Origin of the sequence: Mesorhizobium silamurunense (genome assembly GCF_014843905.1) — a bacterium.
Classification (GTDB): domain Bacteria; phylum Pseudomonadota; class Alphaproteobacteria; order Rhizobiales; family Rhizobiaceae; genus Mesorhizobium; species Mesorhizobium silamurunense.
Map to the genome: position 1 here is coordinate 216,626 of NZ_LPVS01000053.1, position 24,983 is coordinate 241,608.

The 24,983-nt window shown below is 64.5% G+C and carries 22 protein-coding genes; 16 read left to right on the forward strand and 6 right to left on the reverse strand.

Features of this window, described 5'->3' with window-relative positions; genetic code table 11:
• Window positions 1-50: 50 nt before the first annotated feature.
• Entirely contained in the window at window positions 51-1,676 is a 1,626-nt protein-coding gene (gene groL / locus AU465_RS15530) for a chaperonin GroEL (protein WP_192249019.1), read from the reverse strand.
• Between the two features lie 149 nt (window positions 1,677-1,825).
• A complete protein-coding gene (locus tag AU465_RS15535; protein WP_192249022.1) occupies window positions 1,826-2,140 on the reverse strand; it encodes a co-chaperone GroES in 315 nt (104 codons plus the stop codon).
• Window positions 2,141-2,390: 250 nt separating this feature from the next.
• Here AU465_RS15535 and AU465_RS15540 point away from each other — a divergent pair, with 250 nt between their 5' ends.
• Both AU465_RS15540 and AU465_RS15545 read left to right on the forward strand, forming a co-directional pair.
• Window positions 2,391-2,654, forward strand: a complete 264-nt coding sequence (locus tag AU465_RS15540; RefSeq protein WP_192249032.1) for a hypothetical protein — start codon at window positions 2,391-2,393, stop codon at window positions 2,652-2,654.
• On the forward strand, window positions 2,651-2,917 hold the full coding sequence (locus AU465_RS15545; protein WP_027164842.1) for a DUF1488 family protein: 267 nt from the start codon (window positions 2,651-2,653) through the stop codon (window positions 2,915-2,917). Before AU465_RS15540 ends, AU465_RS15545 begins: the two co-directional genes overlap by 4 nt.
• A 61-nt stretch (window positions 2,918-2,978) precedes the next feature.
• Here the strand turns inward: AU465_RS15545 and AU465_RS15550 are convergent, their stop codons facing one another.
• Window positions 2,979-3,236 carry an NAD(P)H-binding protein gene (locus tag AU465_RS15550; protein ID WP_192249034.1) on the reverse strand — a complete coding sequence of 86 codons (258 nt, stop codon included), beginning with the start codon at window positions 3,234-3,236 and terminating at the stop codon, window positions 2,979-2,981.
• Between AU465_RS15550 and AU465_RS15555 the strand changes: the two genes are divergently transcribed.
• Together AU465_RS15555 and AU465_RS15560 are read left to right on the forward strand one after the other, a co-directional pair.
• A complete protein-coding gene (locus AU465_RS15555; RefSeq protein ID WP_192249036.1) occupies window positions 3,216-3,947 on the forward strand; it encodes a LysR substrate-binding domain-containing protein in 732 nt (243 codons plus the stop codon). The genes AU465_RS15550 and AU465_RS15555 overlap by 21 nt on opposite strands.
• A 137-nt stretch (window positions 3,948-4,084) precedes the next feature.
• Window positions 4,085-4,492 (forward strand): DUF3168 domain-containing protein, encoded by a 408-nt coding sequence (locus tag AU465_RS15560; RefSeq protein WP_192249038.1) that lies wholly within the window; start codon window positions 4,085-4,087, stop codon window positions 4,490-4,492.
• 14 nt (window positions 4,493-4,506) lie between these two features.
• Here the strand turns inward: AU465_RS15560 and AU465_RS15565 are convergent, their stop codons facing one another.
• Entirely contained in the window at window positions 4,507-4,893 is a 387-nt protein-coding gene (locus AU465_RS15565; protein ID WP_192249040.1) for an ester cyclase, read from the reverse strand.
• 220 nt (window positions 4,894-5,113) lie between these two features.
• Here AU465_RS15565 and AU465_RS15570 point away from each other — a divergent pair, with 220 nt between their 5' ends.
• From AU465_RS15570 to AU465_RS15625, 12 genes are all read left to right on the forward strand, one after another.
• A complete protein-coding gene (locus AU465_RS15570) occupies window positions 5,114-5,413 on the forward strand; it encodes a hypothetical protein (RefSeq protein WP_192249042.1) in 300 nt (99 codons plus the stop codon).
• 63 nt (window positions 5,414-5,476) lie between these two features.
• The gene (locus tag AU465_RS15575; RefSeq protein ID WP_041002188.1) at window positions 5,477-6,142 is read left to right on the forward strand and encodes a response regulator transcription factor; all 666 of its coding nucleotides are present in this window, start codon (window positions 5,477-5,479) and stop codon (window positions 6,140-6,142) included.
• A 22-nt stretch (window positions 6,143-6,164) separates the two neighbouring features.
• Window positions 6,165-7,553, forward strand: coding sequence for an ATP-binding protein (locus tag AU465_RS15580; protein ID WP_192249044.1), 1,389 nt, complete (start codon window positions 6,165-6,167; stop codon window positions 7,551-7,553).
• A 146-nt stretch (window positions 7,554-7,699) separates the two neighbouring features.
• On the forward strand, window positions 7,700-8,137 hold the full coding sequence (locus AU465_RS15585; protein WP_192249046.1) for an RT0821/Lpp0805 family surface protein: 438 nt from the start codon (window positions 7,700-7,702) through the stop codon (window positions 8,135-8,137).
• Window positions 8,138-8,255: 118 nt separating this feature from the next.
• Window positions 8,256-9,392: a c-type cytochrome biogenesis protein CcmI gene (gene ccmI, locus AU465_RS15590; RefSeq protein ID WP_192249048.1), complete on the forward strand. Its 1,137-nt coding sequence runs from the start codon at window positions 8,256-8,258 to the stop codon at window positions 9,390-9,392.
• A 3-nt stretch (window positions 9,393-9,395) separates the two neighbouring features.
• On the forward strand, window positions 9,396-9,839 hold the full coding sequence (gene ccmE, locus AU465_RS15595) for a cytochrome c maturation protein CcmE (protein ID WP_192249051.1): 444 nt from the start codon (window positions 9,396-9,398) through the stop codon (window positions 9,837-9,839).
• 64 nt (window positions 9,840-9,903) lie between these two features.
• A complete protein-coding gene (locus AU465_RS15600; RefSeq protein ID WP_192249054.1) occupies window positions 9,904-11,889 on the forward strand; it encodes a heme lyase CcmF/NrfE family subunit in 1,986 nt (661 codons plus the stop codon).
• Complete coding sequence (locus AU465_RS15605) at window positions 11,886-12,353, forward strand: cytochrome c-type biogenesis protein (protein ID WP_192249057.1); 468 nt, start codon at window positions 11,886-11,888, stop codon at window positions 12,351-12,353. Before AU465_RS15600 ends, AU465_RS15605 begins: the two co-directional genes overlap by 4 nt.
• Before the next feature lie 132 nt (window positions 12,354-12,485).
• Window positions 12,486-14,030, forward strand: a complete 1,545-nt coding sequence (locus AU465_RS15610; RefSeq protein ID WP_192249060.1) for a Do family serine endopeptidase — start codon at window positions 12,486-12,488, stop codon at window positions 14,028-14,030.
• A 408-nt stretch (window positions 14,031-14,438) separates the two neighbouring features.
• Window positions 14,439-15,113: a response regulator transcription factor gene (locus AU465_RS15615; RefSeq protein ID WP_192249064.1), complete on the forward strand. Its 675-nt coding sequence runs from the start codon at window positions 14,439-14,441 to the stop codon at window positions 15,111-15,113.
• 129 nt (window positions 15,114-15,242) lie between these two features.
• Entirely contained in the window at window positions 15,243-16,712 is a 1,470-nt protein-coding gene (locus AU465_RS15620) for a sensor histidine kinase (protein WP_192249067.1), read from the forward strand.
• A gap of 11 nt (window positions 16,713-16,723) precedes the next feature.
• Complete coding sequence (locus AU465_RS15625) at window positions 16,724-19,690, forward strand: bifunctional [glutamine synthetase] adenylyltransferase/[glutamine synthetase]-adenylyl-L-tyrosine phosphorylase (RefSeq protein ID WP_376774857.1); 2,967 nt, start codon at window positions 16,724-16,726, stop codon at window positions 19,688-19,690.
• A gap of 48 nt (window positions 19,691-19,738) precedes the next feature.
• Here the strand turns inward: AU465_RS15625 and AU465_RS15630 are convergent, their stop codons facing one another.
• On the reverse strand, window positions 19,739-22,060 hold the full coding sequence (locus AU465_RS15630) for a PAS domain-containing sensor histidine kinase (RefSeq protein WP_192249073.1): 2,322 nt from the start codon (window positions 22,058-22,060) through the stop codon (window positions 19,739-19,741).
• A 181-nt stretch (window positions 22,061-22,241) separates the two neighbouring features.
• Window positions 22,242-24,887 (reverse strand): aminopeptidase N, encoded by a 2,646-nt coding sequence (pepN, locus tag AU465_RS15635; protein WP_192249076.1) that lies wholly within the window; start codon window positions 24,885-24,887, stop codon window positions 22,242-22,244.
• Between the last annotated feature and the right edge of the window lie 96 nt (window positions 24,888-24,983).

A 24,983-nucleotide genomic window follows, 5' to 3' on the forward strand; every position in this document is an offset into this window, starting at 1 on the left:
CGGCTTGCCGGCGCCAGGCATTGCAGAGCTGTTTCCGGCAGGGGAGTTGGTTAGTAGCCCATGCCACCGCCGCTGGGAGAAGGCGCTGCGTCCTTGGCCGGAATGTCGGTGATCATGGCTTCGGCGGTGATCAACAGGGCGGCGATCGAACAGGCGTCCTGAAGTGCCGTCCGCACTACCTTTGCCGGATCGACGATGCCAGCCTTGATCATATCGACATAGATCTCGTTCTGTGCGTCAAAACCCTGATTGTGGTCCTTGCTGTCGGAAAGCTTGCCGATGACGATCGAGCCTTCGGCGCCGGAATTCTCGGCGATCTGGCGGATCGGCGCCTCGAGTGCCCTGAGCACAATCGAAATGCCGGCCGTCACATCGGCATTGGCGCCCGTCAGTCCGGCAAGAGCCGACCTTGCGCGCAGCAGCGCTACGCCACCGCCTGGAACAATGCCTTCTTCGACAGCGGCACGCGTGGCGTTCAGCGCATCGTCGATGCGGTCCTTCTTTTCCTTGACTTCCGACTCGGTGGCGCCGCCGACGCGGATGACCGCAACGCCGCCGGCAAGTTTCGCCAGCCGCTCCTGCAGCTTTTCCTTGTCGTAGTCGGAGGTGGTTTCCTCGATCTGTCCCCTGATCTGGGCGATGCGCGCCTGGATGGTGGCCTTGCTGCCGGCGCCGTCGACGATCGTTGTCGTGTCCTTGTCGATCAGCACGCGCTTGGCACGGCCGAGCATGTCGATGGTGACGTTCTCCAGCTTGATGCCGAGATCCTCTGATATCATCTGGCCTGCGGTGAGCACTGCAATGTCTTCCAGCATCGCCTTGCGGCGGTCGCCGAAGCCTGGCGCCTTGACGGCCGCGACCTTGAGGCCGCCGCGCAGCTTGTTGACGACCAGCGTCGCCAGCGCCTCGCCCTCGACGTCCTCGGAGATGATCAGCAGCGGCCTGCCGCTTTGCACGACGGCTTCCAGGATCGGCAACAGCGCCTGCAGATTGCCGAGCTTCTTTTCGTGGATGAGGACGTAAGGCTCCTCCAGCTCGGCGCGCATCTTGTCGGCGTTGGTGACGAAATAGGGCGAGAGATAGCCGCGGTCGAACTGCATGCCCTCGACAACGTCGAGTTCGGTGTCTGCGGTCTTGGCCTCTTCGACGGTGATGACGCCGTCATTGCCGACTTTGTCCATCGCCTTGGCGATCATGGCGCCGACGGTGTCATCGCCATTGGCGGCGATGGTGCCGACCTGCGCGATCTCGGCCGAGGACTTGACCTTCTTGGCACGCGCCTGGATCTCCTTGACCACGGCGGCAACCGCCTGGTCTATGCCCCGCTTGAGGTCCATCGGGTTCATGCCGGCGGCTACGAGCTTGGCGCCTTCGCGCAGGATCGAAGCGGCCAGCACCGTGGCGGTGGTAGTGCCGTCACCGGCAAGGTCGTTGGTCTTCGAGGCCACTTCACGCACCATCTGCGCGCCCATGTTCTCGAACTTGTCGGTGAGTTCGATTTCCTTGGCGACAGTGACACCGTCCTTGGTAATGCGCGGCGCGCCATAGGCCTTGTCGATGATGACGTTGCGGCCCTTGGGGCCGAGCGTCACCTTGACGGCGTTGTTGAGGAGTTCGACGCCGCGCAGCATGCGGTCGCGGGCATCGGTGGAGAATTTGATTTCCTTGGCGGGCATGATTTTTTCCAGTTCGGTTGGTTGAGGCAAGGCGCGCAGCGCCGCCTGAAAGCATCGCTCGAAAATCGGGATCGATTTTCGGAAGGGCACGACTCGCAATACAAAACTCGGTGCGTCGTTCGCGCGTCCGAAGACGCGCGGCGCTCCGATCAGGCTGCCTTCTTGGCAGCCACGGTCTTCTCGATGATGCCCAGGATGTCTGCCTCCTTCATAATCAGAAGGTCCTCGCCGTCGATCTTGACCTCGGTTCCCGACCATTTGCCGAACAGGATGAAGTCTCCGGCTTTCACATCGGGCACGATCAGCGTGCCGCTTTCGTCTCGCGCGCCCGAGCCGACAGCGATCACTTCGCCTTCCTGCGGTTTTTCCTTGGCATTGTCAGGGATGATGATGCCGCCCTTGGATTTGGTATTGCCTTCGGCGCGGCGAATGACGACGCGGTCGTGGAGTGGCCAGAATTTCATGGGAGCTTCTTTCTGGGGGCCGTCATAGGCGGCCGCTGCCCTTCTTATAGACCCATTGGCACTCGATAGATAGGAGTGCCAAAAATTATCCATGGGCAATGGAAAATATTGAAAAGATTATTTTGTGGATCGGTTTTTAAAAAGCCGAACAGCTCCAAATATTTCGAAAATTGAAATTTCCGTTATGGATAACTATCTTAAAAGGTGAATTCATTTTTCGCAGCGCTAGCCGCAAAGGGAGATTTCGACGATGGCCGAAGCCAGTCAAACCATCATGGAAAAAGCTGAAGCCCGCTTCTTGGAAAAGCAGAAGAAAACTGTGGAGCGAAACAAGGCGACGGCTGAGTACCTGTCTGAGGCGAAGGCCAGGATCATCAAGACGGCAAGGCTGAGGGAGTTGCGGCTGGCCAAGGAAGAGGCCGACCGTGTTGCAGAAGCCTTGAACCCTGCACCGAAAAAGAAGCGGGCACCGCGGACGGTGAAGAAGGCCGCTTCAACGGAGGTAAAGTCATGAGCCTTACATTTCCCAACCGAAGCCGCAGCTATGACGAGGCTGGCAGACGAATCCGCTTCGTCGGCCATGACGGCATGTTCCAGATTTCCTTCTCTGTCGCCGCGGATGCCATTTCCAATGCACCGCCAGGAACGGCGACCGCCGAAGCAACCTATCTGGCGGCCTTCGACACGGCTTCCGGCTCCATCCATGACGTCGCCAGCAAGGCCTATGCCCGCACCCGCAAGAGCATATATGTGCTGACCGCCGCCGATTTCGGCTGATTGGGACCGTGGCGTCTTTCGATGCCGCACGCTGCCACAGCTGTCGACGGTGTCGTGAACATCAAGGCAGCAGGGCAACTGCTTTGCGCGAATAGGCCGTGTCGCTGAGCTGATCGAGCGTGAAGGCTGCAACGTCGGCACGCGCCAGTGTCGGCAGCAGCGATCTGGCCCTGATGCCATTGCCATGGCGGAACCGGCCAGTAGCGCGGCCGTTGCCGAGCTTTGGTGGCCGCACGATCGTCCAGTTGAGGCCGGACTGCGCGATGAGCCTTTCCTTTGCTTCGTGATCCGCCACTTGATGGCGCAGCACGAGCGGCACGATGATGCCGCCGAGGTGACGCCGCTGGGCCAGAGACTGCTGCCGCTCTGCGAGGATTTGGAACGCGCCATTGAGGCGATGACGGCCTTGGCCCGTTCGGGCACGCGCCGCGTCAGGCTGGCGCTGCCGACCGGCTTCAGCCCCTTCTTTGCCGAGCGCATGGCGGCTTTCCGCAAGGCCTGTCCCGGCATCGGCCTCGATTTGACCAGCGGCAGCCGCCCCGTCGATCTGCGGCATGGCGAGGCCGACCTGGCGGTCAGGATCGGGATCGTGGTCGATGAAACGCTGGTCGCGCGCAAGCTTTGCGTCTCGGGGTGGTCGCTCTACGCATCCAGGGTCTATCTCGATCGCCTGCCGGTCGATCCACGCCGGCTGTCCGGGCACGAGATCATTGGCTTCCATGACAGCCTTGCGGGCGTACCCGGCGCCCGCTGGGTCGAAGCCTATGGCAAGGGCGCGACGATTGTGTTTCGCGTTGCAGAAATGACCGAGATGCTGGCGGCGGCGCTGGGCGGTGCCGGGCTGGCCGCGATGCCCTGCATGCTGGCCGAGCCGGAACCGCGTATGGTGCGGCTCACCCCTGATATTCTCGGCAGCCACCCGGTTTCGCTTGTCTATCGCCGCGAGATCGGTGATGAGGCGCCGGTGCGCGCCGTGATCCGCTTCGTGACCGCCGTGGTCAGGGACCATGCGGCGTTGATCGGTGGCTAGTGCCGCGCCGGCTTGCCGAAAGCGGTTCCCGGACCACGCCCACCGATCTGGCGAAGTGAGCGCAACGCGGTTACGGTGCGCGCGAAACTGCCGGCGTAAATGGTATTCAAGGCGTGTCAGGCGAACGGAGACGAGAGATGACGGCGCCTGGCGATTTGATGCAAGCCTTGTTCCTGCGACTGAAGACCGATGCGTCCCTGTCGGCGCTGCTGGGCGGCGCCGGCCTGCTCGAGCAGGCGAGCGACAAGGCGGCTTTTCCGCACGTCACCTACGGCCGCACCAGCGCCTTCAACCTGGACACCGGCGCCGACAACAACGACGACCAACTCATCACGCTGCATGTCTGGTCGAAGGCCCAAGGCGAGGCCGAGACGCGGCTCATCATGGACAGCATCAGGGCGCGTCTCGACGGCGCGGCGCTCTCGATCGGCCCGCGCGGCCAGACGCGTCTGTCGCTGGAATTCGCCGAGGCGCGCTATGACGATGACCTGGCAGTCCATCACGGGCTGCTGCGCTTTCGCGCGCTGACGCAGGAAAGTGCCTAAGGGAGCACAACTTCCTAAAGCTGAGCCTGGATGGCGGCCTTGTCGATGACCGACCAGACCTCACATATCCGCCCGTCCTGGAATTCATAAAAAACGTTCTCGGCGAAGGAGACGCGCTTGCCGTTCACCGGCAGGCCGAACAGCACGCCCTTGGGCTTGCAGTCGAAATGCAGGCGGGCCGCCACGCGTGGCGGTTCCGATACCAGAAGTTCGATGTTGAAACGCAGATCGGGAATGGACTCGAAATCGCCTTCCAGCATGCGGCGGTAGCCCGAAAGCCCGATCGTCTCGCCGTTATACTGCACCTCCTCGCCGACGAAGCAGCCGAGATTGTCCCAGTCCTGTTCGTTGAGGCAGGCGATGTAGGCTTTGTAGCGGTCGGCAAGATCCTCACGCGTCATGGCATTCTCCCGTGGTCGCGCTCTTTACGGGCGCTAACTAGAGCACAATCGCGCGCGCGAAAACCGTAGCCGCGCCGGTGCTTTTCCGGCTATGAATTCAGCGCCTGGCCTGAGGGGCCACGGCAGCAAGAACAAAATACTATGGGGCCATGGCGGGCATGGATTTTCGGCCGTTCACCGTTCATTTCACGTTCAGCACAGATGCGTTAGAACCGTGATCATGAAAACGTTCCGCTCCCATATCCGCGCCGCGACGCTGACGCTTGCGGCAGCCGGCCTTTTCGCGTCGCAGGCGATCGCCGTGCCGGCCATCGAGCCGTCGGCCGATGAGCCGATCGTGCTTGCCGCCAGCGATTGCTACGCGATCGGCCAGCAGGTCGCCGCGCAGAATGGCGGCACGCTCGCCAAGGCCTCGCAGGCGACCCGCGGCGGACAGCAAGTCTGCGTCATCGTCGTGCTGGTGCCGGGCAAGGAGGGCCAGCGTCCGCGCCGTTCCGAGATCGTGGTGCCGCTGAACTGAGCCCATCGTTTCCCTGGCCCGCGGAATCGGCCTATACCTCTACCCAACAACAGGCTTCAATCCATGCGTGTGCTCGTCGTCGAGGATGACAAGGATCTCAACCGGCAGCTGGCGGATGCGCTGGTCGACGCCGGCTATGTCGTCGACCGCGCCTATGATGGCGAGGAGGGGCATTTCCTCGGCGACACCGAGCCTTACGACGCCGTCGTCCTCGACATCGGCCTGCCGCAGATGGACGGCATCAGCGTCGTCGAGCGCTGGCGCCGCGGCGGGCGCAAAATGCCCGTGCTGATCCTGACCGCGCGCGACCGCTGGAGCGACAAGGTGGCGGGCATTGACGCCGGTGCCGACGACTATGTCACCAAGCCGTTCCACATCGAGGAGGTGCTGGCCAGGGTGAGGGCGCTGATCCGCCGCGCCGCCGGCCACGCCTCGTCCGAGCTCACCTGCGGTCCGCTCAGGCTCGACACCAAGGCCTCCAAGGCGGACGTCAACGGCGTGCCGCTGAAGCTCACCTCGCATGAGTTCCGGCTGCTCGCCTATCTGATGCACCATATGGGCGAGGTGGTGTCGCGCACCGAATTGGTCGAACATCTCTACGATCAGGATTTCGACCGCGATTCCAACACCATCGAAGTGTTTGTCGGGCGGCTTCGCAAGAAGATGGGCATCGACATGATCGAAACCGTGCGTGGCATGGGCTATCGTATGCGAGAGCCGGAGGCGTGACGCGGAACCGCTGAAGCCGACGATGAGAACGTGGCTTTCAAGGCTGCGGCCCTGGCCGCGCTCGCTGACCTTCCGCGTCATCGCCTTTTCGACGGTCTGGGCGATCCTGACGCTCGTCGTCATCTTCACCCTCATCGCCACGCTCTACCGCCAGGCCAGCGAGCGTGGCTTCGACAGCCTGCTTTCGGCACATCTGTTCAACCTGATCGGCTCCGTCGGCATTTCCGACAGCGGCGCGCTCACTGGCTCGCCCGACCTGGGAGACCTGCGCTTCTCCGAACCGAATTCCGGCTGGTACTGGTCGGTGGAGCCGGCATCCGAAGGCGTCCACGGCGAGATCCATTCCTCCTCGATGACGACCTCGATCCTGTCGCCAAGCGTCGCCGAGGTTCCCTTCAACGCGAATTTCCAGCGCAGCTACTCGACCGAAGGCATCAAGGGCGAGGAGCTCGAAGTATTCGAGAGCGAGTTCGTGCTCGATGCCAAGAACCGCGCCGCGCGGTTCCGCGTCATGGGCAACCACAGCGAACTGGAGCAGGAGATCGCCAGCTTCCAGCGCCGGCTGCTCACCTATCTGTCGCTGTTCGGCGTCGGCATGATCGCCATCAACGCCATCGCCATCCTGCTCGGCCTGCAGCCCTTGCGCCGGGTGCGCGATGCGCTCGCCATGGTGCGCGAGGGCACGGCGCAGCGGCTCGACGGGCGCTTCCCCGCCGAGATCGAGCCCTTGGCCAACGAGACCAACGCGCTGATCGAGAACAACAGGCGCATCGTCGAGCGCTCGCGCACTCAGGTCGGCAACCTCGCCCATTCGCTGAAGACGCCGCTTGCCGTCTTGATCAACGAGGGCCGCGCGCTCGGCGGCGCCAAGGGCCAGCTCATCGCCGAGCAGGCCGCCTCGATGCAGAAGCAGGTGGACCATTATCTGCAGCGCGCCCGCGTTGCGGCCCAGCGCGACAGCGTCGTCTTCCGCACGCCGGTGAAGCCATTGGTCGAGCGGATGGTGCGCGTGCTGCAGAAGCTCAACCCGCGGACGAAGCTTTCGCTGTCGCCGCCGCCCGCCGAGATCGTCTTTGCCGGCGAGCGCGAGGATCTGGAGGAATTGCTCGGCAATCTGCTCGACAATGCCATGAAATGGGCGAAGGGCGCCGTCGCCGTCTCGGTTGCCACCGTTGCGGGAAGCGCCAACCTGTTCGAAATCGTTATAGAGGATGACGGCCCCGGCATTCCCGAGGACAGCGCGCGGGAGGTGTTGAAGCGTGGCAAAAGGTTAGACGAAACGAAGCCGGGAACGGGGCTCGGATTGGCCATTGTCGCCGACCTCGTCAACGAGTATGGAGGCGCCCTGGCGCTGGAACGGTCAGGCATGGGCGGCTTGAGGGCGGTGGTGAGATTGCGGAGCCTTCAATAATGTTTTTTATCGATTTGCGTGCAGCTGGCTGCGGCCAAATTTCCGACAAATATCAACACTATGGGCTTGCCGTCCTCTCCGACGGCGCGGCTCCCAGTTCATTTCGCCCAAGAAGTCCACTTCGCTCAAGAGAACTGGTTGCTGGCATGAAGATTCGCGTCGCGCTTGTTTCCGCCCTGATGGCCGTATCGGGCTGCACGACACTGGGCAGGGGCGGTCCAACCTCTCCGGTCACGCCCGTCGCTACGCCGCCGACCGCTGGCAAGGTCGGAACCAGCATCGTCGCGGCCATGAATGGCGGTCTCGTCGGCGGCTCCATCGGTTCGGGTCTGAGCGACGCCGAAAAGCGCAAGGGCCTCGAGGCGGAATACAAGGCGCTGGAATATAACGCCAGCGGCCAGAAGGTGACGTGGAAGGGCGACAGCTCGACCCATTATGGCGAGGTCGTTGCCGCCCAGCCCTATCGGGTCGGCTCGCAGGACTGCCGCCAGTACACCCACACCGTCTATACGAGCGGCACGGGGGTCACGGCGCGCGGCACCGCCTGCCGCAATGCCGATGGCAGCTGGACGCCGCTGACCTAAGTCAGACAACGGTCGGCGCGATTTTGATATTGATCAAGGTCAGACGGCGCATCTGCCGTCAAAGCGTCGCACGAAGGTCGTGTTGGCAGGGCGGGGCTCTGCCGTTATTGGAATAGCCATGCTGTTCTGGGTCATAGCCGCAATCCTTACGCTGGGCGCCAGCCTTGCGGTGCTTCTGCCGCTGGCCGGCGGCACGAAAGGCGCGTCGGCAGCCGGCGATCACGACCTCGAAGTCTATCGCGACCAGCTTTCCGAGCTCGACCGCGACATGGCGCGCGGCCTGATCCAGCCGAACGAGGCCGAGGAAGCGCGCGCCGAGATCGGCCGCCGCATCCTGCGTCTCGGCGCGGGAAGCCAGCTTGGCAAGGAAGCGCCGCGCTCCTCGCGCACCGCAAGGCTGGTCGCCACCGCCGCCGTGCTGCTGGTGCCGCTGGTGAGTTGGGGGCTTTACGGCGCGCTCGGTTCGCCGGATTTGCCCTCGCAGCCTCTGACTGAGCGGCTTGCCAAGAACCCGGCCGATTCCTCGGTTGACGAGCTGGTCGCCCGCGCCGAGGCGCATCTTGCCGCCAATCCGTCCGACGGCAAGGGCTGGGACGTGCTGGCGCCGGTCTATCTGCGCTTGCAGCGCTTCCCTGATGCGATAACCGCCTATCGCAACGCCATCCGGCTAGACGGCGACAGTGCCGTCCGGCAGGCCGGCCTTGGCGAGGCGATCGCCAATGCCGCCGGCGGCATCGTCACGGCCGAGGCTCAAGGCGCCTTCGACGCGGCCTTGAAGCTCGACCCCGCCAACGCCAAGGCAAGCTTCTATCTGGCGATGGGCCTCGCCCAGGAAGGCAGGAAGACGGAAGCCGCGGCTGCCTGGCGGAAGATGCTCGGCCAGCTTGCGCCGGATTCGCCCTGGCGCAGCGCCGTCCAGCAGGCGCTCGCCGATACGGCCGAGCCGCCGGTTACGGCAGGCAAGCCGGCCGCCGGCCCGGATGCCGATCAGGTCGAGGCGGCGCAGCAGATGTCGCCGCAGGACCGGCAGGCGATGATCGGGACCATGGTCGCCGGCCTCGACGACAGGCTGAAGCAAAATCCGCGCGACGAGGAAGGATGGATGCGGCTCATTCGTTCCTATGTCGTGCTCGGCAAGGCCGGCCAGGCGCGCGGCGCGCTCGGCCGCGCTGTTGCCGCCTTCGGCGCCGACAGCGAGCAAGCCAAGAAATTCACCGCCTTTGCCGCCTCGCTCGGCGTGACGGCGACGGAGTAGGAGATGACGCGCAAGCAGAAGCGATTGTCGGTGATCCTGGCGGGGCTGGCCTTCCTCGGCGCCGCTGCCGGGCTCACCTTCTACGCGCTCGGCCAGAAGGCCTCCTATTTCTACATGCCGGCCGATCTTGCTGCCGCAACCGTTGAGCCTGGACAGCGCATCCGTCTCGGCGGCCTGGTCGAGAAAGGCACCATCGTGCGCGGGCAGGGCGCCGCCGTCGCCTTCTCGGTCACCGACAAGCAGAAGTCGGTCAAAGTCAGCTATACTGGCATCCTGCCTGATCTCTTCCGCGAGGAGCAGGGCGTGATCACCGAGGGTGCGTTCGGGCCGGACGGCGTCTTCGTCGCCGACAGCGTGCTCGCAAAGCATGACGAGCGCTATATGCCGAAGGAAGTCGCCGACGGCCTGAAGGCCAAGGGCGTCTGGCAGGAAAGCAAGAGTGAATGAGCAGGTTCCGCAAAAATGCCTCGCGGTTTTGCGACAAGAACCTGCGAAAAGCAGGTGAATAAACTTGGTTGAGACCGGACATTTCGCGCTCGTCCTCGCCTTCGCGCTGTCGCTGGTGCAGATGCTGGTGCCGCTCGTCGGCGCCCGCACCGGCAACCGGCGGCTGATGGCGGTCGGCGGTCCGGTCGCGGTCACCGGCTTTGCGCTCACAGCGCTCTCTTTCGCCGCGCTCGCCACCGCCTATGCCGGCTCCGACTTCTCGGTGGCGAGCGTCTGGGAGAACTCGCATTCCTTGCAGCCGATGATCTACAAGATCACCGGCACCTGGGGGAACCACGAAGGCTCGATGCTGCTCTGGGTGCTGATCCTGACCTTCTTCGGCGCGCTCGTCGCCGTTTTCGGCTCGAACCTGCCGGCGACGCTCAAGGCCAATGTCCTTGCCGTGCAGGGCATGATCGGCGCCGCCTTCTTCCTGTTCATCCTGGCGACTTCCAACCCCTTCATCCGGATGAACCCGGCCCCGATCGAGGGCCGCGACTTGAACCCGATCCTGCAGGATCTCGGCCTCGCCGTTCATCCGCCGCTGCTCTATCTCGGCTATGTCGGCTTCTCGATCTGCTTCTCCTTCTCGGTCGCGGCACTCATCGAAGGCCGCATCGACGCCTCCTGGGCACGCTGGGTGCGGCCCTGGACGCTGGTCGCCTGGATGTTTTTGACCGGCGGCATCGCCATGGGTTCCTACTGGGCCTATTACGAACTCGGCTGGGGCGGCTTCTGGTTCTGGGACCCGGTCGAGAACGCCTCCTTCATGCCCTGGCTTGCGGGTACCGCGCTCCTCCATTCGGCGATCGTCATGGAAAAGCGTTCGGCGCTGAAGATCTGGACGCTGCTGCTTGCGATCCTCACCTTCTCGCTGTCGCTGCTCGGCACCTTCCTGGTGCGCTCCGGCGTGCTCACGTCGGTCCACGCCTTCGCCACCGACCCGGCGCGCGGCGTCTTCATCCTCTGCATCCTGACGCTGTTCATCGGCGGCTCGTTGGCGCTGTTTGCGCTGCGTGCCTCCACGCTGACCGCCGGTGGCCTGTTCCACCCGATCTCGCGCGAAGGCGCGCTGGTCCTCAACAACCTATTCTTGACCACAGCTACCGCGACGGTGCTGGTCGGCACGCTCTACCCGCTTGCGCTCGAAGCGCTCACCGGCGGCAAGATCTCGGTCGGTGCGCCTTTCTTCGACCTGACTTTCGGCCCGCTGATGCTGCCGCTGCTGGCCATCGTGCCCTTTGGTCCGCTGCTGGCCTGGAAGCGTGGCGACATCTTCGCCGCTTCCCAGCGCCTGATGGCGGCCCTCGCGTTGGCGCTTGCCGCGATGCTCACCACCGGCCTGTTCATCGACGGCGCCTCGGTCTTCGCCGCGCTTGGCGTCGGCCTCGCCGCATGGCTTGTCGCCGGCGCGCTTACCGACCTTGCCGTCAAGTCAGGTATCGGCTCGGTGGCGCCCGCTGTCATGCTGCGGCGCTTCGCCGGCCTGCCGCGCTCGGTCTTCGGCACCGCGCTTGCCCATCTTGGTCTTGGGCTCACCTTGCTTGGCATCGTCGGCACGCTGTCGTTCGGCACCGAGAAGATTCTCACCATGCGCCCCGGCGAGACGGTGGAACTCTCCGGCCATACGCTGCGCTTCGAGGGTCTCAACCCGCAGAAAGGCCCGAACTTCACCGAGGATCGCGGCCACTTCCTTTTAATCTCAGATGGCAATGCCGACGGCGAGATCACTTCCGCGAAGCGCTTCTATCCGGTGCGGCAGACGGTGACGACCGAGTCCGGCATCAGGACGCTGGGCTTGAGCCAGCTCTATCTGTCGCTCGGCGACGAGGGCAATGACGGTTCCGTCGTCGTGCGCCTTTGGTGGAAGCCGCTGGTGACGCTGATCTGGGGCGGCGGCCTGGTGATGATGGTGGGCGCCGCCTTGTCGCTGCTCGATCGCCGCCTGCGCGTCGGCGCGCCCGCAAGACGGCGCAAACTGGCCGCCGCCGCGTCAATGAGCTCGACATGAAAGCGAAGTTTTCGCTCGCTTCGCTGCTTCTCCTACTGGCCCTGGTCTTCGCCGGCGCAGCGCAGGCGGTGAAGCCCGACGAGGTGCTGTCCGATCCGGCGCTGGAGGCGAGGGCACGCGCGCTTTCCGAAGGCCTGCGCTGCATGGTCTGCCAGAACCAGTCGATTGACGAATCCGATGCCGACCTTGCACGCGACCTACGTATCCTCGTGCGCCAGCGCCTTGTCGCGGGCGACACCGACCAGCAGGTGATGGACTATATCGTCTCGCGCTATGGCGAGTTCGTGCTCTTGAAGCCGCGCTTCAGCCTGCGCAACGCGCTTCTGTGGGGCACGCCGGCGCTTCTGCTGATCGCAGGCGGCATCTTCATCGTGCTCAGCGCCCGCTCGCGGCGCCCGACGCCGGACGGTGCCCTGAGCGCCGAGGAACAGGCCGCGCTGGACAAGATGTTGCATCGGGACTGAGCCGCCCTCCGGTGGCCAAACATTACAAAATTTTCATGTACCGGAAATGGCGCCGTAATGTGCGGCTCTCTAATCCTCTTGCCCGAGGATGCGTCGCCTGAGCGCATCCCTTCCAAAGAGGATACGAAACCCATGAATATTGCCCCCAATTCATATTCCGGCACACGCAAGCGCCTGATGGCCGCCGTTGCTTCCCTGGCCGTCGTCGGTGCGCTCGGCGTTGGTGCGCTCGCAACCGGCACTGCTCCCGTGCTGGCCGATGCGGTGCGCGTCGAGGCCCCGCAGGTCCCGAGCTTCGCCGATGTCGTCGAACACGTCTCGCCGGCGGTCGTCAGCGTCAGGGTCAAGGCCAAGATCCAGCCGACGGCCGATGACGGCTCCGACGATCAGGACGGCTTCGACAACCTGCCCGACAATCCGCAGCTGCGCCGCTTCTTCAAGGAGTTCCGTGGCTTCGGCGACCAGGGCGGCGGTCAGTTCGGCCCGCGCCAGTTCAACCACCGCAACCACGGCAATGGCGAGCCGCGCCCTGTCGCTCAAGGCTCGGGCTTCTTCATTTCCGAGGACGGCTACCTCGTCACCAACAACCACGTCGTTTCGGAAGGCTCGGACTTCACCGTTGTCACCAACGACGGCAAGGAACTCGACGCCAAGCTGATCGGCACCGATCCGCGCACCGACCTCGCCGTGTTGAAGGTCGACGGCAACAAGTTCACCTATGTCGACTTCGCCGACGACTCCAAGATCCGCATCGGCGACTGGGTGGTGGCCGTCGGCAACCCGTTCGGCCTCGGCGGCACCGTCACCGCGGGCATCGTCTCGGCCCGCGGCCGCGACATCGGCGCCGGACCCTATGACGACTTCATCCAGATCGACGCCTCCGTCAACCGCGGCAATTCGGGCGGCCCGACCTTCAACCTCAACGGCCAGGTGATCGGTATCAACACCGCCATCTTCTCGCCGTCGGGCGGCAGCGTCGGCATCGCCTTCGACATTCCGGCCTCGACCGCCAGGCAGGTCGTCGAAGACCTGATGAAGAACGGCTCCGTCCAGCGCGGCTGGCTCGGCGTCGAGATCCAGCCGGTCACCTCCGACATCGCCGAGTCGCTCGGCCTGAAGTCGGACAAGGGCGCGTTGGTTTCGAGCGCGCAGGACGCCGGTCCCGGCAAGAAAGCGGGCATCACGGCCGGCGATGTCATCACCCAGGTCGACGGCAAGGATGTCGCCTCGCCGAAGGAACTCGCCCGCATGATCGGCGCTTATGCGCCGGGCAAGTCGGTCGACGTCACCGTATGGCGCAACGGCAAGAACGAGACGGTCAAGGTCGATCTCGGCACGCTGCCTTCGAGCGACAAGCAGGCCTCGAACGACGACAGCAACAAGCAGGCGGCCCCGGCCAAGGCCGATACGCTTGCCGATCTCGGCCTCACCGTCACCAAGTCGGAAAACGGCAAGGGCCTGGTCGTCACCGATGTCGATCCGGACAGCGATGCGGCCGACCGCGGCATCCAGCCCGGCGACGTTATCACCTCGATCAATTCGAATGAGGTGAACACTACCGACGACGTCTCCAAGGCTATGACGGACGCCGCCAAGTCGGGCCGCAAGGCCGTGCTGATGCAGATCACGCGCGACGACTCGAACCGCTTCGTCGCTCTGCCGGTCGGCAAGGGCTGATCCGACAGAGCGGTTCATCGTTTCACGGAAACGCCGGACCGCTCTAGCTTTTTGACGCAATTCCGGACGGAAAACCGTTTCACACTTTTCCTGGAATTGCTCTGGCGACTTTTCCTTGCGGCTGTTTCAACACCCCCGAGCCGCCGCCGGGAAAACATGGGGCCGAGCACGTCAGTCAGTCACCGTGTTTCGCTCCTGGCGGCAGCGGGTTTCCCATCACCCGCTGCCGCTTTACCGGCATGTCGCCCAAAAGTGGCCACCGGTTTTGGGATCGCGGCATGCGAGCAAAAACGCATGTCGCCCAAAAGTGGTGCCGGTTTTTGGGATCACGACACGCGGCTGGCAAATGCAAGGGTAAGTGGAATGGCTGCCCCTCAATCTTCCGGTGAAATCGCGTATAACGGCTCCATGAAGATTCTCGTCATGGAAGACGATCGCGAGGCAGCGGATTACCTTAAGAAGGCCTTCGCCGAGGCGGGCCATACCGCCCATGTCGCCGGCGATGGCGAGACCGGCTTCGCGCTCGCCGATGCCGGCGACTATGACGTGATGGTGGTCGACCGCATGATGCCGCGCCGCGACGGCCTGTCGGTGATCGCAGCGCTCCGCTCGCGCGGCAACACCACGCCGGTGCTGATCCTGTCGGCGTTGGGCGAGGTCGACGACCGCGTCACCGGCCTACGCGCCGGCGGTGACGATTATCTGACCAAGCCCTACGCTTTTTCCGAACTGCTCGCCCGCGTCGAGGTCCTCAACCGCCGCGCCAGCGCCCGGGAATCCGAGACCGTCTACCGTGTCGGCGATCTCGAGCTTGACCGTCTTTCCCATTCGATCAAGCGCGCCGGCCGCGAGATCACGCTGCAGCCGCGCGAGTTCCGCCTGCTCGAATATCTCATGCGCCACGCCGGCCAGGTGGTGACGCGCACCATGCTGCTGGAAAATGTCTGGGACTATCATTTCGATCCGCAGACCAACGTCATCGACGTCCACGTCTCTCGGCTGCGCGGCAAAATCGAGAAGGGCTTCGACAAGCCGATCCTGCACACGATCCGCGGCGCCGGCTACATGCTGAAGGGCGGCTAGAGGATTGATCCCGAACCGAAGGTCAGCGAAAGCAAAAAGTGGGAACCGGTTTTCGGAAAAGATCATGCTACAACAAGGAGTTAGATCAGGATGACGATTCAACCAATCGTCATCCTGATCTAGGAGCAAATGGCTCTTTCCCTGCCGGCCATCATGAAGACGACGGCGGCCCGGCTCTCGGCGCTTTATCTTCTGCTTTTCGCTCTCTGCGCCGTGCTGCTGGTCTTCTACATGACGTCGTTGTCGGCGCGCATGCTGACGGCGCAGACCCAGGAGACCATCAACGACGAGGTGCTCGGCCTGGCCCAAGCCTATCAGCGCGGCGGCCTGCCGGTGCTGGTGCGCGTCGTCGAGGCCCGTTCCCGCCAGCCCGGCGCCAATCTCTACCTCATCGCCGACGCCAACGGCCAGATCCTGACCGGCAACGTGCAGAGCCTCGAGCCGGGGGTCATCGAGACCGAGGGCTGGACGACGGAGCCGTTTTCCTACCAGCGCTTCGGCGAGGGCGAGCTCGACCGGTTGCGCGGCGGAGACCAGACCGCGCCGTCGTCCGGTGCCGGCAGTGCGCAGGCAGAGGGCGAGAAAGGCCACAACGCTATCGCACTGGTGCTGAGACTCCCCAACCAGATGATCATGCTGGTCGGCCGTGACCTTGGCGAGCCCGAACGCTTCCGCGCGGTCATCCGCCGTTCGCTGATGCTGGCCTTGGGCATGATGGGCCTCGGCGGGCTCTTGATCTGGTTCTTTGTCGGGCGCGCCGCGCTGAAGCGCATCGACAGCGTGTCCGACGCGAGCCGCCGCATCATGGGCGGCGACCTCGGCGGGCGGCTGCCGGTGACCGGCGCCGGCGACGAATTCGACCGCCTGTCGGAAAACCTCAACACGATGCTCGCCCGCATCGCCATGCTGAACGAGGGGCTGAAGCAGGTCTCCGACAACATCGCCCACGACCTGAAGACGCCGCTGACCAGGCTGCGCAACCGCGCCGAGGCGACACTCGCCGGCAAGCACAAGACGACAGACTACCGCCAGGCACTGGAGAGCACGATCGCCGAGTCCGACCAGCTCATCAAGACCTTCAACGCCATCCTGATGATCTCGCGGCTGGAGGCCGGCTATTCCTCCGAGACGACCAGTCCGGTCGATCTCGCCGCCACGGTGAGCGATGTCGTTGAGCTTTACGAACCGGTGGCGGAGGAAGCGGGCGTTGCCTTGGAAGCGACGGTGCCGGAAGCCATCACCATCAACGGCAACCGCGAGCTGATCGGCCAGGCGCTGTCCAACATCGTCGACAACGCAATCAAATACTCGACCGACGCCACCGAGAGCCCGAAGGTGCGCGTCACGCTGGAGCGCGCCGGCGGCGAGGTCAAGCTGGCCGTCGCCGACAATGGCCATGGCATTCCCGACGATACCGATCGCGCCAGGGCCACCGAGCGCTTCGTGCGGCTGGAAAAGAGCCGTTCGCAGCCGGGTTCGGGCCTGGGCCTCAGCCTCGCCAAGGCGATCATGACTTTCCACAATGGCAGGCTTGATCTTTTGCCCGCCAATCCCGGATTGTCCGTTGTCATGAGTTTCCCGGCACGGGAGACGCATTGATGGCGGCGAGGATGGCAAAGAAAAAGATCGAGACCGAATGGCAACTCCGCCCGACGCTGGCGCTTCGCCCGCTGGATGGCGACCATGCCCGGCGGGAATTGTCCGAGATCGCGGACGCCGCCGGGGAAGACGGCCTTTCCCGTCTGGCGACATTCCTAACCGGCGGGGGGCCGCTGCAGGATCTGCTCGCCGCCGTTTTCGACCTGTCGCCGTTCCTGCGCGATGCGGCGCGTCGCCGTCCAGCCATTCTCGATGCACTGTTCGACAAGACGATCGAAGCGCGGCTCAACGAGATCGGCGAGGTGATCGGCCGCTCGCCACGGGCCGAGAATGTTTCGGAATCGAGCCTGATGATGGGGCTCAGGCAATTGAAGGCCGAAGCGCATTTCCTGATCGCGCTCGCCGACCTTTCCGGCGAGGCCAAGACCGCGCTGACGGTGCGCCGCCTAAGCGTCCTCGCGGATGCCTCAACGCGCGCTGCGGTCGATTTCCTGCTGCTGGACGCGCACGGGCAGGGCAAGCTCAAGGTGCCGGATCCAAAAGATCCCGCGCACGGTTCGGGCTGGGTCCTGCTCGGCATGGGCAAGCTCGGCGCGCACGAGCTGAATTTCTCTTCCGATATCGATCTCGTCGTCTTCTTCGATCCGGAGGCGCCGGCCGTCATCGATCCGCTGGACGCGACGGAGCTGTTCTCGCGCCTTACCCGCCGCCTCGTGCGCATCCTGCAGGACCGCACCGAGCATGGCTACGTCTTCCGCACCGATCTGAGGCTCCGTCCCGATCCCGGCTCGACACCGCTGGCGATCCCGGTCGAGGCCGCACTTCGCTACTACGAAGCACGCGGCCAGAACTGGGAACGCGCCGCCATGATCAAGGCGCGGCCGGTGGCGGGCGACCTTGCGGCGGGTGCCGCCTTCCTCAAGGAATTGCAGCCTTATGTCTGGCGCAAATACATGGACTATGCCGCGATCGCCGACGTCCATTCGATCAAGCGCCAGATCCATGCCCACAAGGGCCATGGCGAGATCGCGGTGAAGGGTCATAACGTCAAGCTCGGCCGCGGCGGCATCCGCGAGATCGAGTTCTTCGTCCAGACGCAGCAGCTGATTGCCGGCGGCCGTTTCCCGGAATTGCGCGGCCGCGAGACGGTGCCGATGTTGGGTGCGCTCGCCGCGCGCGGCTGGATCACCGCCGATGCGCGCGATGCGCTCACCCGGCAATATTGGTTCCTGCGCCGTGTCGAGCACGCCATTCAGATGGTGGCCGACGAGCAGACGCATATCCTGCCGGAGGAGGACGAGGAACTGGAGCGCATTGCGCTGATGCTGGGTTTTGCCGGCGAGGCGGAGTTTGCGGAAGCCTTCCGCGCCTCGCTGCAGCAGGTCGAACGCCACTATGCGGCGCTGTTCGAAACGGCACCCGAACTGTCGGCCGGCGTCGGCAACCTGGTCTTCACCGGCGACGTCGACGATCCCGACACGCTGCAGACCTTGCATCACATCGGCTTCCAGCGGCCGAGCGACATCTGCCGCGTCATCCGCGGCTGGCATTTCGGCCGCTACCGCGTGACGCAATCGGCAGAGGCGCGCGAACGTCTGACCGAGCTCACGCCGGCGCTGCTGCAAGCCTTCGGCCAGACGCGCCGCGCCGACGAGGCGCTGGTCCGCTTCGACGAGTTCCTTGCCGGTCTGCCGGCCGGAATCCAACTCTTCTCGCTACTACAGTCGAATCCGGCACTGCTCAAGCTGATGGCGACGATCATGGGCGCCGCCCCGCGGCTCGCCGCCATCATCACGCGCCGGCCGCACGTCTTCGACGGCCTGCTCGACCCGGCGCTGCTCACCGAATTGCCGGACCGCGCCTATCTTTCCGCCAGGCTTGCCGCCTTCATCGAGGGCGACCGCGCCTATGAAGATGTGCTCGACCGTCTGCGCATCTTCGCCTCCGAGCAGAAGTTCCTGATCGGCGTGCGGCTGCTTGCCGGCTCGATCGATCCGGCGCGGGCGGGGCGCGCCTTCTCCGACCTCGCCGATCTCACCATCGAGGCGGCGCTCGACGCGGTCATCGCCGAGTTCGCGCTGCGCCACGGCAGCGTTGCCGGGGGCAGGGTGGCGTTGCTCGGCATGGGCAAGCTCGGCAGCCGCGAGCTGACCGCCGGCTCCGATGTCGATCTCATCCTGCTCTATGATCACGATTTGGATGCGGAGGAATCCGACGGCGAGAAGCCGCTGGCGCCCTCGCATTACTACACCCGCATGACCCAGCGGCTGATCGCCGCCGTCTCGGCGCCGACGGCCGAAGGCGTGCTTTACGAGCTGGATCTTCGCTTGCGCCCCTCCGGCAACAAGGGGCCGGTCGCCACCCATGTCGATGCCTTCAAGAAATATCAGCGCCAGGACGCCTGGACCTGGGAGCACATGGCGCTGGCGAGAGCCCGCGCCATCGGCGGCGATGCCGAACTCTGCGCCGAGGTTGAGGAGGATGTCGCGGTGGTGCTCGCCCAGCCGCGCGACGGCGCCAAGGTGAAGGCGGAAGCCGCGGAGATGCGCGTCCTGATCGAGAAGGAAAAGCCGCCGCGCGATCTCTGGGACATCAAGCTGATCCCTGGCGGCCTCATCGACCTCGAATTCATCGCCCAGGTCGCGGTCATCACCGGCGCTATCGAGCCCGGCCGCCGGGTGACGGCGACGGCGGATGTGCTGGCGCGGCTGGGGCCGCAATTCGCTGCAGCCGATGTCAGGCAGGAGCTTTGCGAGGCCTGGCGGCTCTATCTGGCCCTGACCCAGATGATCAGGCTCTGCCTTACCGGCGAGTTCCACCGGGACGATGTCCCGCCGGGGCTTTCGGATTTGCTTCTGGCGGTCACCGACCTGCCGGATTTCGCCGTGCTGGAAGCACATCTCAAGGAGACGTCGCGGAAGGTCCGCAAGGATTTCGACCGTCTGCTTCGTGCGGGAGCGCCGACCTCGCGGGAATAACCACGGCTCATTCCTTCGCGCCGGCATTTCGAAACTCCAGGCCGTAATTCAGGCCGCCGCCTTCACCGTGGACGGCGACTTCTTGAGCGGGATGCGCACCGACACGATGGTGCCGACGCCTTCCGTCGAGCGGATCTTCAGCGCGCCGCCCTGCAGTTCGGCCAGCGAGCGCGAGATGGCCAGCCCAAGGCCGGAGCCGGTATGGTTTTTGGAGAACTGATTCTGAACCTGCTCGAACGGCCGCCCGAGCTTGCTCAGCGCCTGTTTTGGGATACCGCAGCCATTGTCCTCGATGGTGAGAACCAGCGCGCCCGACGCGCTGCGCGCCCTGACCGTGATCTTGCCGCCCTGTCCAGTGAATTTCACCGCATTGGAGAGCAGGTTGATGGCGATCTGCTTGATCGCGCGGCGGTCTGCGTAGAGCCGCATCGAGTCGGCGATCCGCGTTTCCACCGTGATCGACTTTTCCGCCGCCTGCAGCGAGATGACGCGAACCGTTTCCTTGATCAGCGGGCAGAGGTCGATCTCCTCGCGGTCAAGGGAGAACTGGCCGGCCTCGATCTTCGACATGTCTAGTATGTCGTTGATGACGCCCAGCAGATATTTGCCGCTGCCGTTGATGTCGCTGGCATATTCCTCGTAGCGCTCGGAACCCAGCGGCCCGAACAGTCGCTGTTCCATCAGTTCGGAAAAGCCGATGATGGCATTGAGCGGCGTGCGCAATTCATGCGACATGTTGGCGAGGAATTCGGATTTCGCGCGGTTGGCCGCCTCGGCGCGCTCCGTCTCCTTCATGTATTTGCGATTGAGCTCGACCAGCTCCTTGGCGCGTTCCTCCTCGGCGCGGCGGGCGAGGCTGAGATCGTGGATCGTCGCCATCAGGCGCCGCTCGCTATCGACCAGCTTTTCCTGGTGCAGCTTGATCTGGGTGATGTCGGAGCCGACCGAGACGATGCCGCCGTCCCTGGTCCTGAGCTCGTTGACCTGCAGCCAGCGGCCGTCCGCCAGTTGCCTCTCAATGGTGATGCCGCCATGCGGCCCATTGGCGTTGGCCAGCCTGCGCTCCGAGGCGAAGGCGAGCATGCGCTCCTCCAGCATGTCGCGGGTTGCGCCCGGCACCACGTCGCGGTCCGAGAGTCCGTTGTCCTTCTGGAATTTGGAGTTGCACATGATCAGCCGTTCGGCGGCATCCCATAGCACGAAGGATTCGTTGATGTTCTCGATCGCGGTCCTCAGCCGCATGTCCGCCGCTTCCGAGCGCAGCGCCAGGTGCCGCTGCTCGGTAACGTCGACGGCTATGCCGATCAGCTGGATCTCGGGCGCCTCCGGGTCGATCACCTGGGCGCGGGCCCGCATCCACACCCACTGCCCGTCGGCATGGCGCATGCGGAACACCTGGTCGATATGGTCGATCTCGCGCTCGACGATGCGGTTGGCGAGCTCGAAGAGATCGCCGTCGTCAGGATGGATGATCTCGTCGACCTCGCCGAACGACAGCATCGTATCGCACGGCTCATAGCCCAGCATGTCGTACATCGAGCGCGACCAGTACATCTTGCCGCGCACCATGTCCCAGTCCCATAGCCCGCAGCGGCCGCGCACCAGCGCCATGTCGATGCGCTGATGCGCCTCGAGATAGATGCGATCGGCTGCCTGGGCGCGCGCCGCTTGGCCGAAATAGGCATAGAGGATGACGATCAGAACGCCTGCCGTCAGAACGAACAGGGTGACGTTGAGCGACACCGTCTTGCGCCAGCCGTCGAACACCGCCTCCTTGGGCACTAGCACCGCCGCGGCGTTCTTGCGGTCGCCCGTAAGGCTGACGGCGCCAAGCCAGTCCTTCCCGCCGATGCTGACATCCATCACGCCGGCGCGGTCGCCGAACATGAACAGCGGCTGGCCGCCCAGCACCAGGCTGTCGAGCGAGCGCCCCTCCCAGCCGGTCGACAATGGCGACACCGCGATGATCTTGAAGGCGCCGTCGGTGATGGCCAGCACATGGCTGCGGCCCATGGCGCCCTGGCGGCTGGTGTTTTCCAGAAGATCCATGGCATTGGCGCCGGCCGCGTTCGGGTCGGCGGTGATCGCCTGCGCCATCTGGCCCGCGGCCAAAGCCAGCACCGCCTTGGCGTCGCGTTCGACCGCGTCCCGGTCGTTCACCAGCGACAGGAAGCGAAGTGCTGCGATGACGATCAGGAAGATGATGATCAGCGCGGGGATCGAGCGGCGCAGCAGCGGCTCCGCCGCCACCAGCCGCTGGTAGGCGGGCTCGGCGATCAGGCGCGCATTGCCGGCAAGCCCGTCGCCTCTTGCCTCGCGACGCGCAAAAGCCTTCCCTCCGGGCGCGCCCCACGCGTCCGTCTTGGCCATAAATGGCACTCCCCGATTTGCCGCATACTTGACGACCCGGCTACGCCGCACGCCCGAATCGTCAGTAAGGAATCAAAGGTGATTCGCCTTGTCCAGAGGCGCGGCCAAAAAAGATTAAAAGTTGATTGAAATTCGTCGCAACTGCTGATCTCCCCACGAGGGGGAGATTGGCGCTCCACCGCTACGCCAGCGTGCGCTCCACGATGTCGCGCAGATCGGCCGACAGGTTCTCGGCGCTCGCGATCTGCAGCAGCGCCTGCCTTGCCTTGTTCTGCCGAACCGGTTCCAGTGAGCGCCAGGACCGCAGTGCCGTCGCCAGCCTTGCCGCCACTTGCGGATTGCGCTTCTCGACCTCCAGCACGGTCTCGGCGAAGAAGCGGTAGCCCTGGCCGTCGGCGCGGTGGAAGCCGGTCTGGTTGGCGCTGGAGAAAGTTCCGATCAGCGAGCGCACCCGGTTGGGATTGGCGATCGAGAAGGCGGGGTGCTGCATCAGCGCGCGCACTTTCTCGACGGTCTGCGCGCCGGGCACGCCGGCCTGGATCTGGAACCATTTGTCGAGCACCAGCGCATCGCCGCGATACCTCGCCTCGAAGGTCGCCAGCGCCTCCTCCGCTTGGCGAGAGCCGGCGTGGCGGTGCGCCAGCACGGTGAGCGCCGCGGCGCGGTCGGTCATGTTGGTGGCGGCGTTGAAGTGCTGTGCAGCAAGTGCCGCGCCCTCGGGCAGCAGCGAAAGGTAATCGAGCAGGACGTTGCGCAGCGCCCGCCGCCCGGCGCTCGCCGCGTCGGGCGTGAATGGGCCTTTGTCGGCGAGGCTGTCGTAGAGCGCCGAGAAGACCTCGCGGTTTGCGGCGGCGATCGTCCGCGCCAGTGCCTCGCGGGCGACGAAGATGGCGTCGGGGTCGATGCCCTTGCCGATGTCGCGCGCGATGTCGGCCTCGCCGGGCAGCGATAGCGCCAGCGCCCGATAGGCCGGCTCCAGCCTCTCATCGCCAACGCTCCTTCCGGCAAGCTCGGCGAGCCTTTCCACGAAAGCCGGCTTCTTGCCTCCCAGCACCTGGCGGAAGGCAGCGATCAGCGCGTCGGTAAGCAGCGTGTTGAATGCCTGCCAGCGCGAGAAAGAGTCGCTGTCATGGCTGGCGAGGAAGAACTGGTCGTCGGCCTTCTGCTGCACCGAGAGCGTGATCGGCGCCGAGAAGCCGCGGTTGAGCGACACCGAAGGCCGCTCCGAAACGCCTGAGAAGCGCACCGTGTGCCGCCGCTTGCGGATATGGATGACGCCGTCCTCGACGGCGGCGCCGTCGACGGCTGCCCAAGTGACAGGCTTGCCGCCGGCGCCGACCAGGCCGAAGCCCAGCGGAATGTGCATCAGCCGCTTGCGGCTTTCCGACGGCGTCGGCGGCACCGACTGTTCGATCTCCAGCGTGAACGCCTTGGCCGCGGCATTGTAGGAGGAACTCACCGTCAGGTTCGGCGTGCCGGCCTGGTGGTACCAGAGCGCGAACTGCGCGAGGTCTCGGCCCGAAACGTCCTCGAACACTTTCAGAAAATCCTCGATGGTCGCCGCTTCGCCGTCATGCCGCTCGAAATAGAGGTCCATGCCGGCGCGGAAGGCTTCCGGCCCGAGGATGGTGCGGATCATGCGCACCACTTCCGAACCCTTCTCGTAGACGGTGGCGGTATAGAAGTTGTTGATCTCGCGGTAGCGGCGCGGCCTGACCGGGTGTGCCAGCGGCCCTTGGTCCTCGGGGAACTGATGCGCGCGCAGCGTGCGCACCTCGATGATGCGTTTCACCGCGCGCGAGCGCTGGTCGGCGGAAAATTCGTGATCGCGGTAAACCGTCAGCCCTTCCTTCAGGCAGAGCTGGAACCAGTCGCGGCAGGTGATTCTGTTGCCAGTCCAATTGTGGAAATATTCATGCGCGATGATCGCTTCGATATTGGCGAAGTCGGCGTCCGTCGCCGTCTCCTCGTCGGCCAGCACGTATTTGTCGTTGAAGATGTTGAGGCCCTTGTTCTCCATCGCGCCCATGTTGAAGTCGGACACGGCGACGATGTTGAAGACGTCGAGGTCGTATTCGCGGCCGAAGGCTTCCTCGTCCCATTTCATCGAGCGCTTCAGCGCGTCCATCGCGTAGCCGGCGAGCCGTTCCTTGCCGGGCTCGACATAGATGCCGAGCTCGACCTCGCGGCCGGATAGGGTGGTGAAGCTGCCCGCGACCTTGCCGAGCGCGCCAGCCACCAGCGCGAAGAGATAGGAAGGTTTCGGGAAGGGATCGTGCCAGACAGCATAGTGCCGGCCGTCGGCGAGCGTGCCGCTTTCGACAGGATTGCCGTTGGAAAGCAAAAGCGGCGCTTCGTTATGCGGAGCCTCGATGCGCACGGTGTAGACCGACAGAATGTCCGGCCGGTCGAGGAAATAGGTTATGCGGCGAAAGCCCTCGGCCTCGCATTGCGTGCAATAGACATTGTTGGAGCGATAGAGGCCCATCAGCGCTTCATTGCTGGACGGCGCGATTTCGGTCTCGAGGCGAAGCTCGAAGCGCTGCTCGGGCGGCGGCGTCGGAATGGTCAACTGGTCCGGCGTCGCCTGGTAATCGGCCTCTGGGAGGGTCTGCCCGTCGATGGCAACGCCGAGCAGCGTCAGCCCGTCGCCGTCGAGCACAAGCGGCGCGGAAGCGGCGACGCCTTCGCGCCGCTCGATGGTGAGCACGGCAATGACGCGGGTCGCATCCGGTGACAGGCGGAAATCGAGATTGATCCGTGGAATGAGATAGTCGCTGGGGCGGTAGTCTTCGAGTTTGAAGACATGGCCGGTATCGGTGCGCATTCCGTTGGTTTTCCTGCCGATTTCGGGCGGACAGCGGGTGTTGCTGGCCCAAGAATTTTGAAGTCCGCGCTCTTTACACGAAATGGTCACTCGACA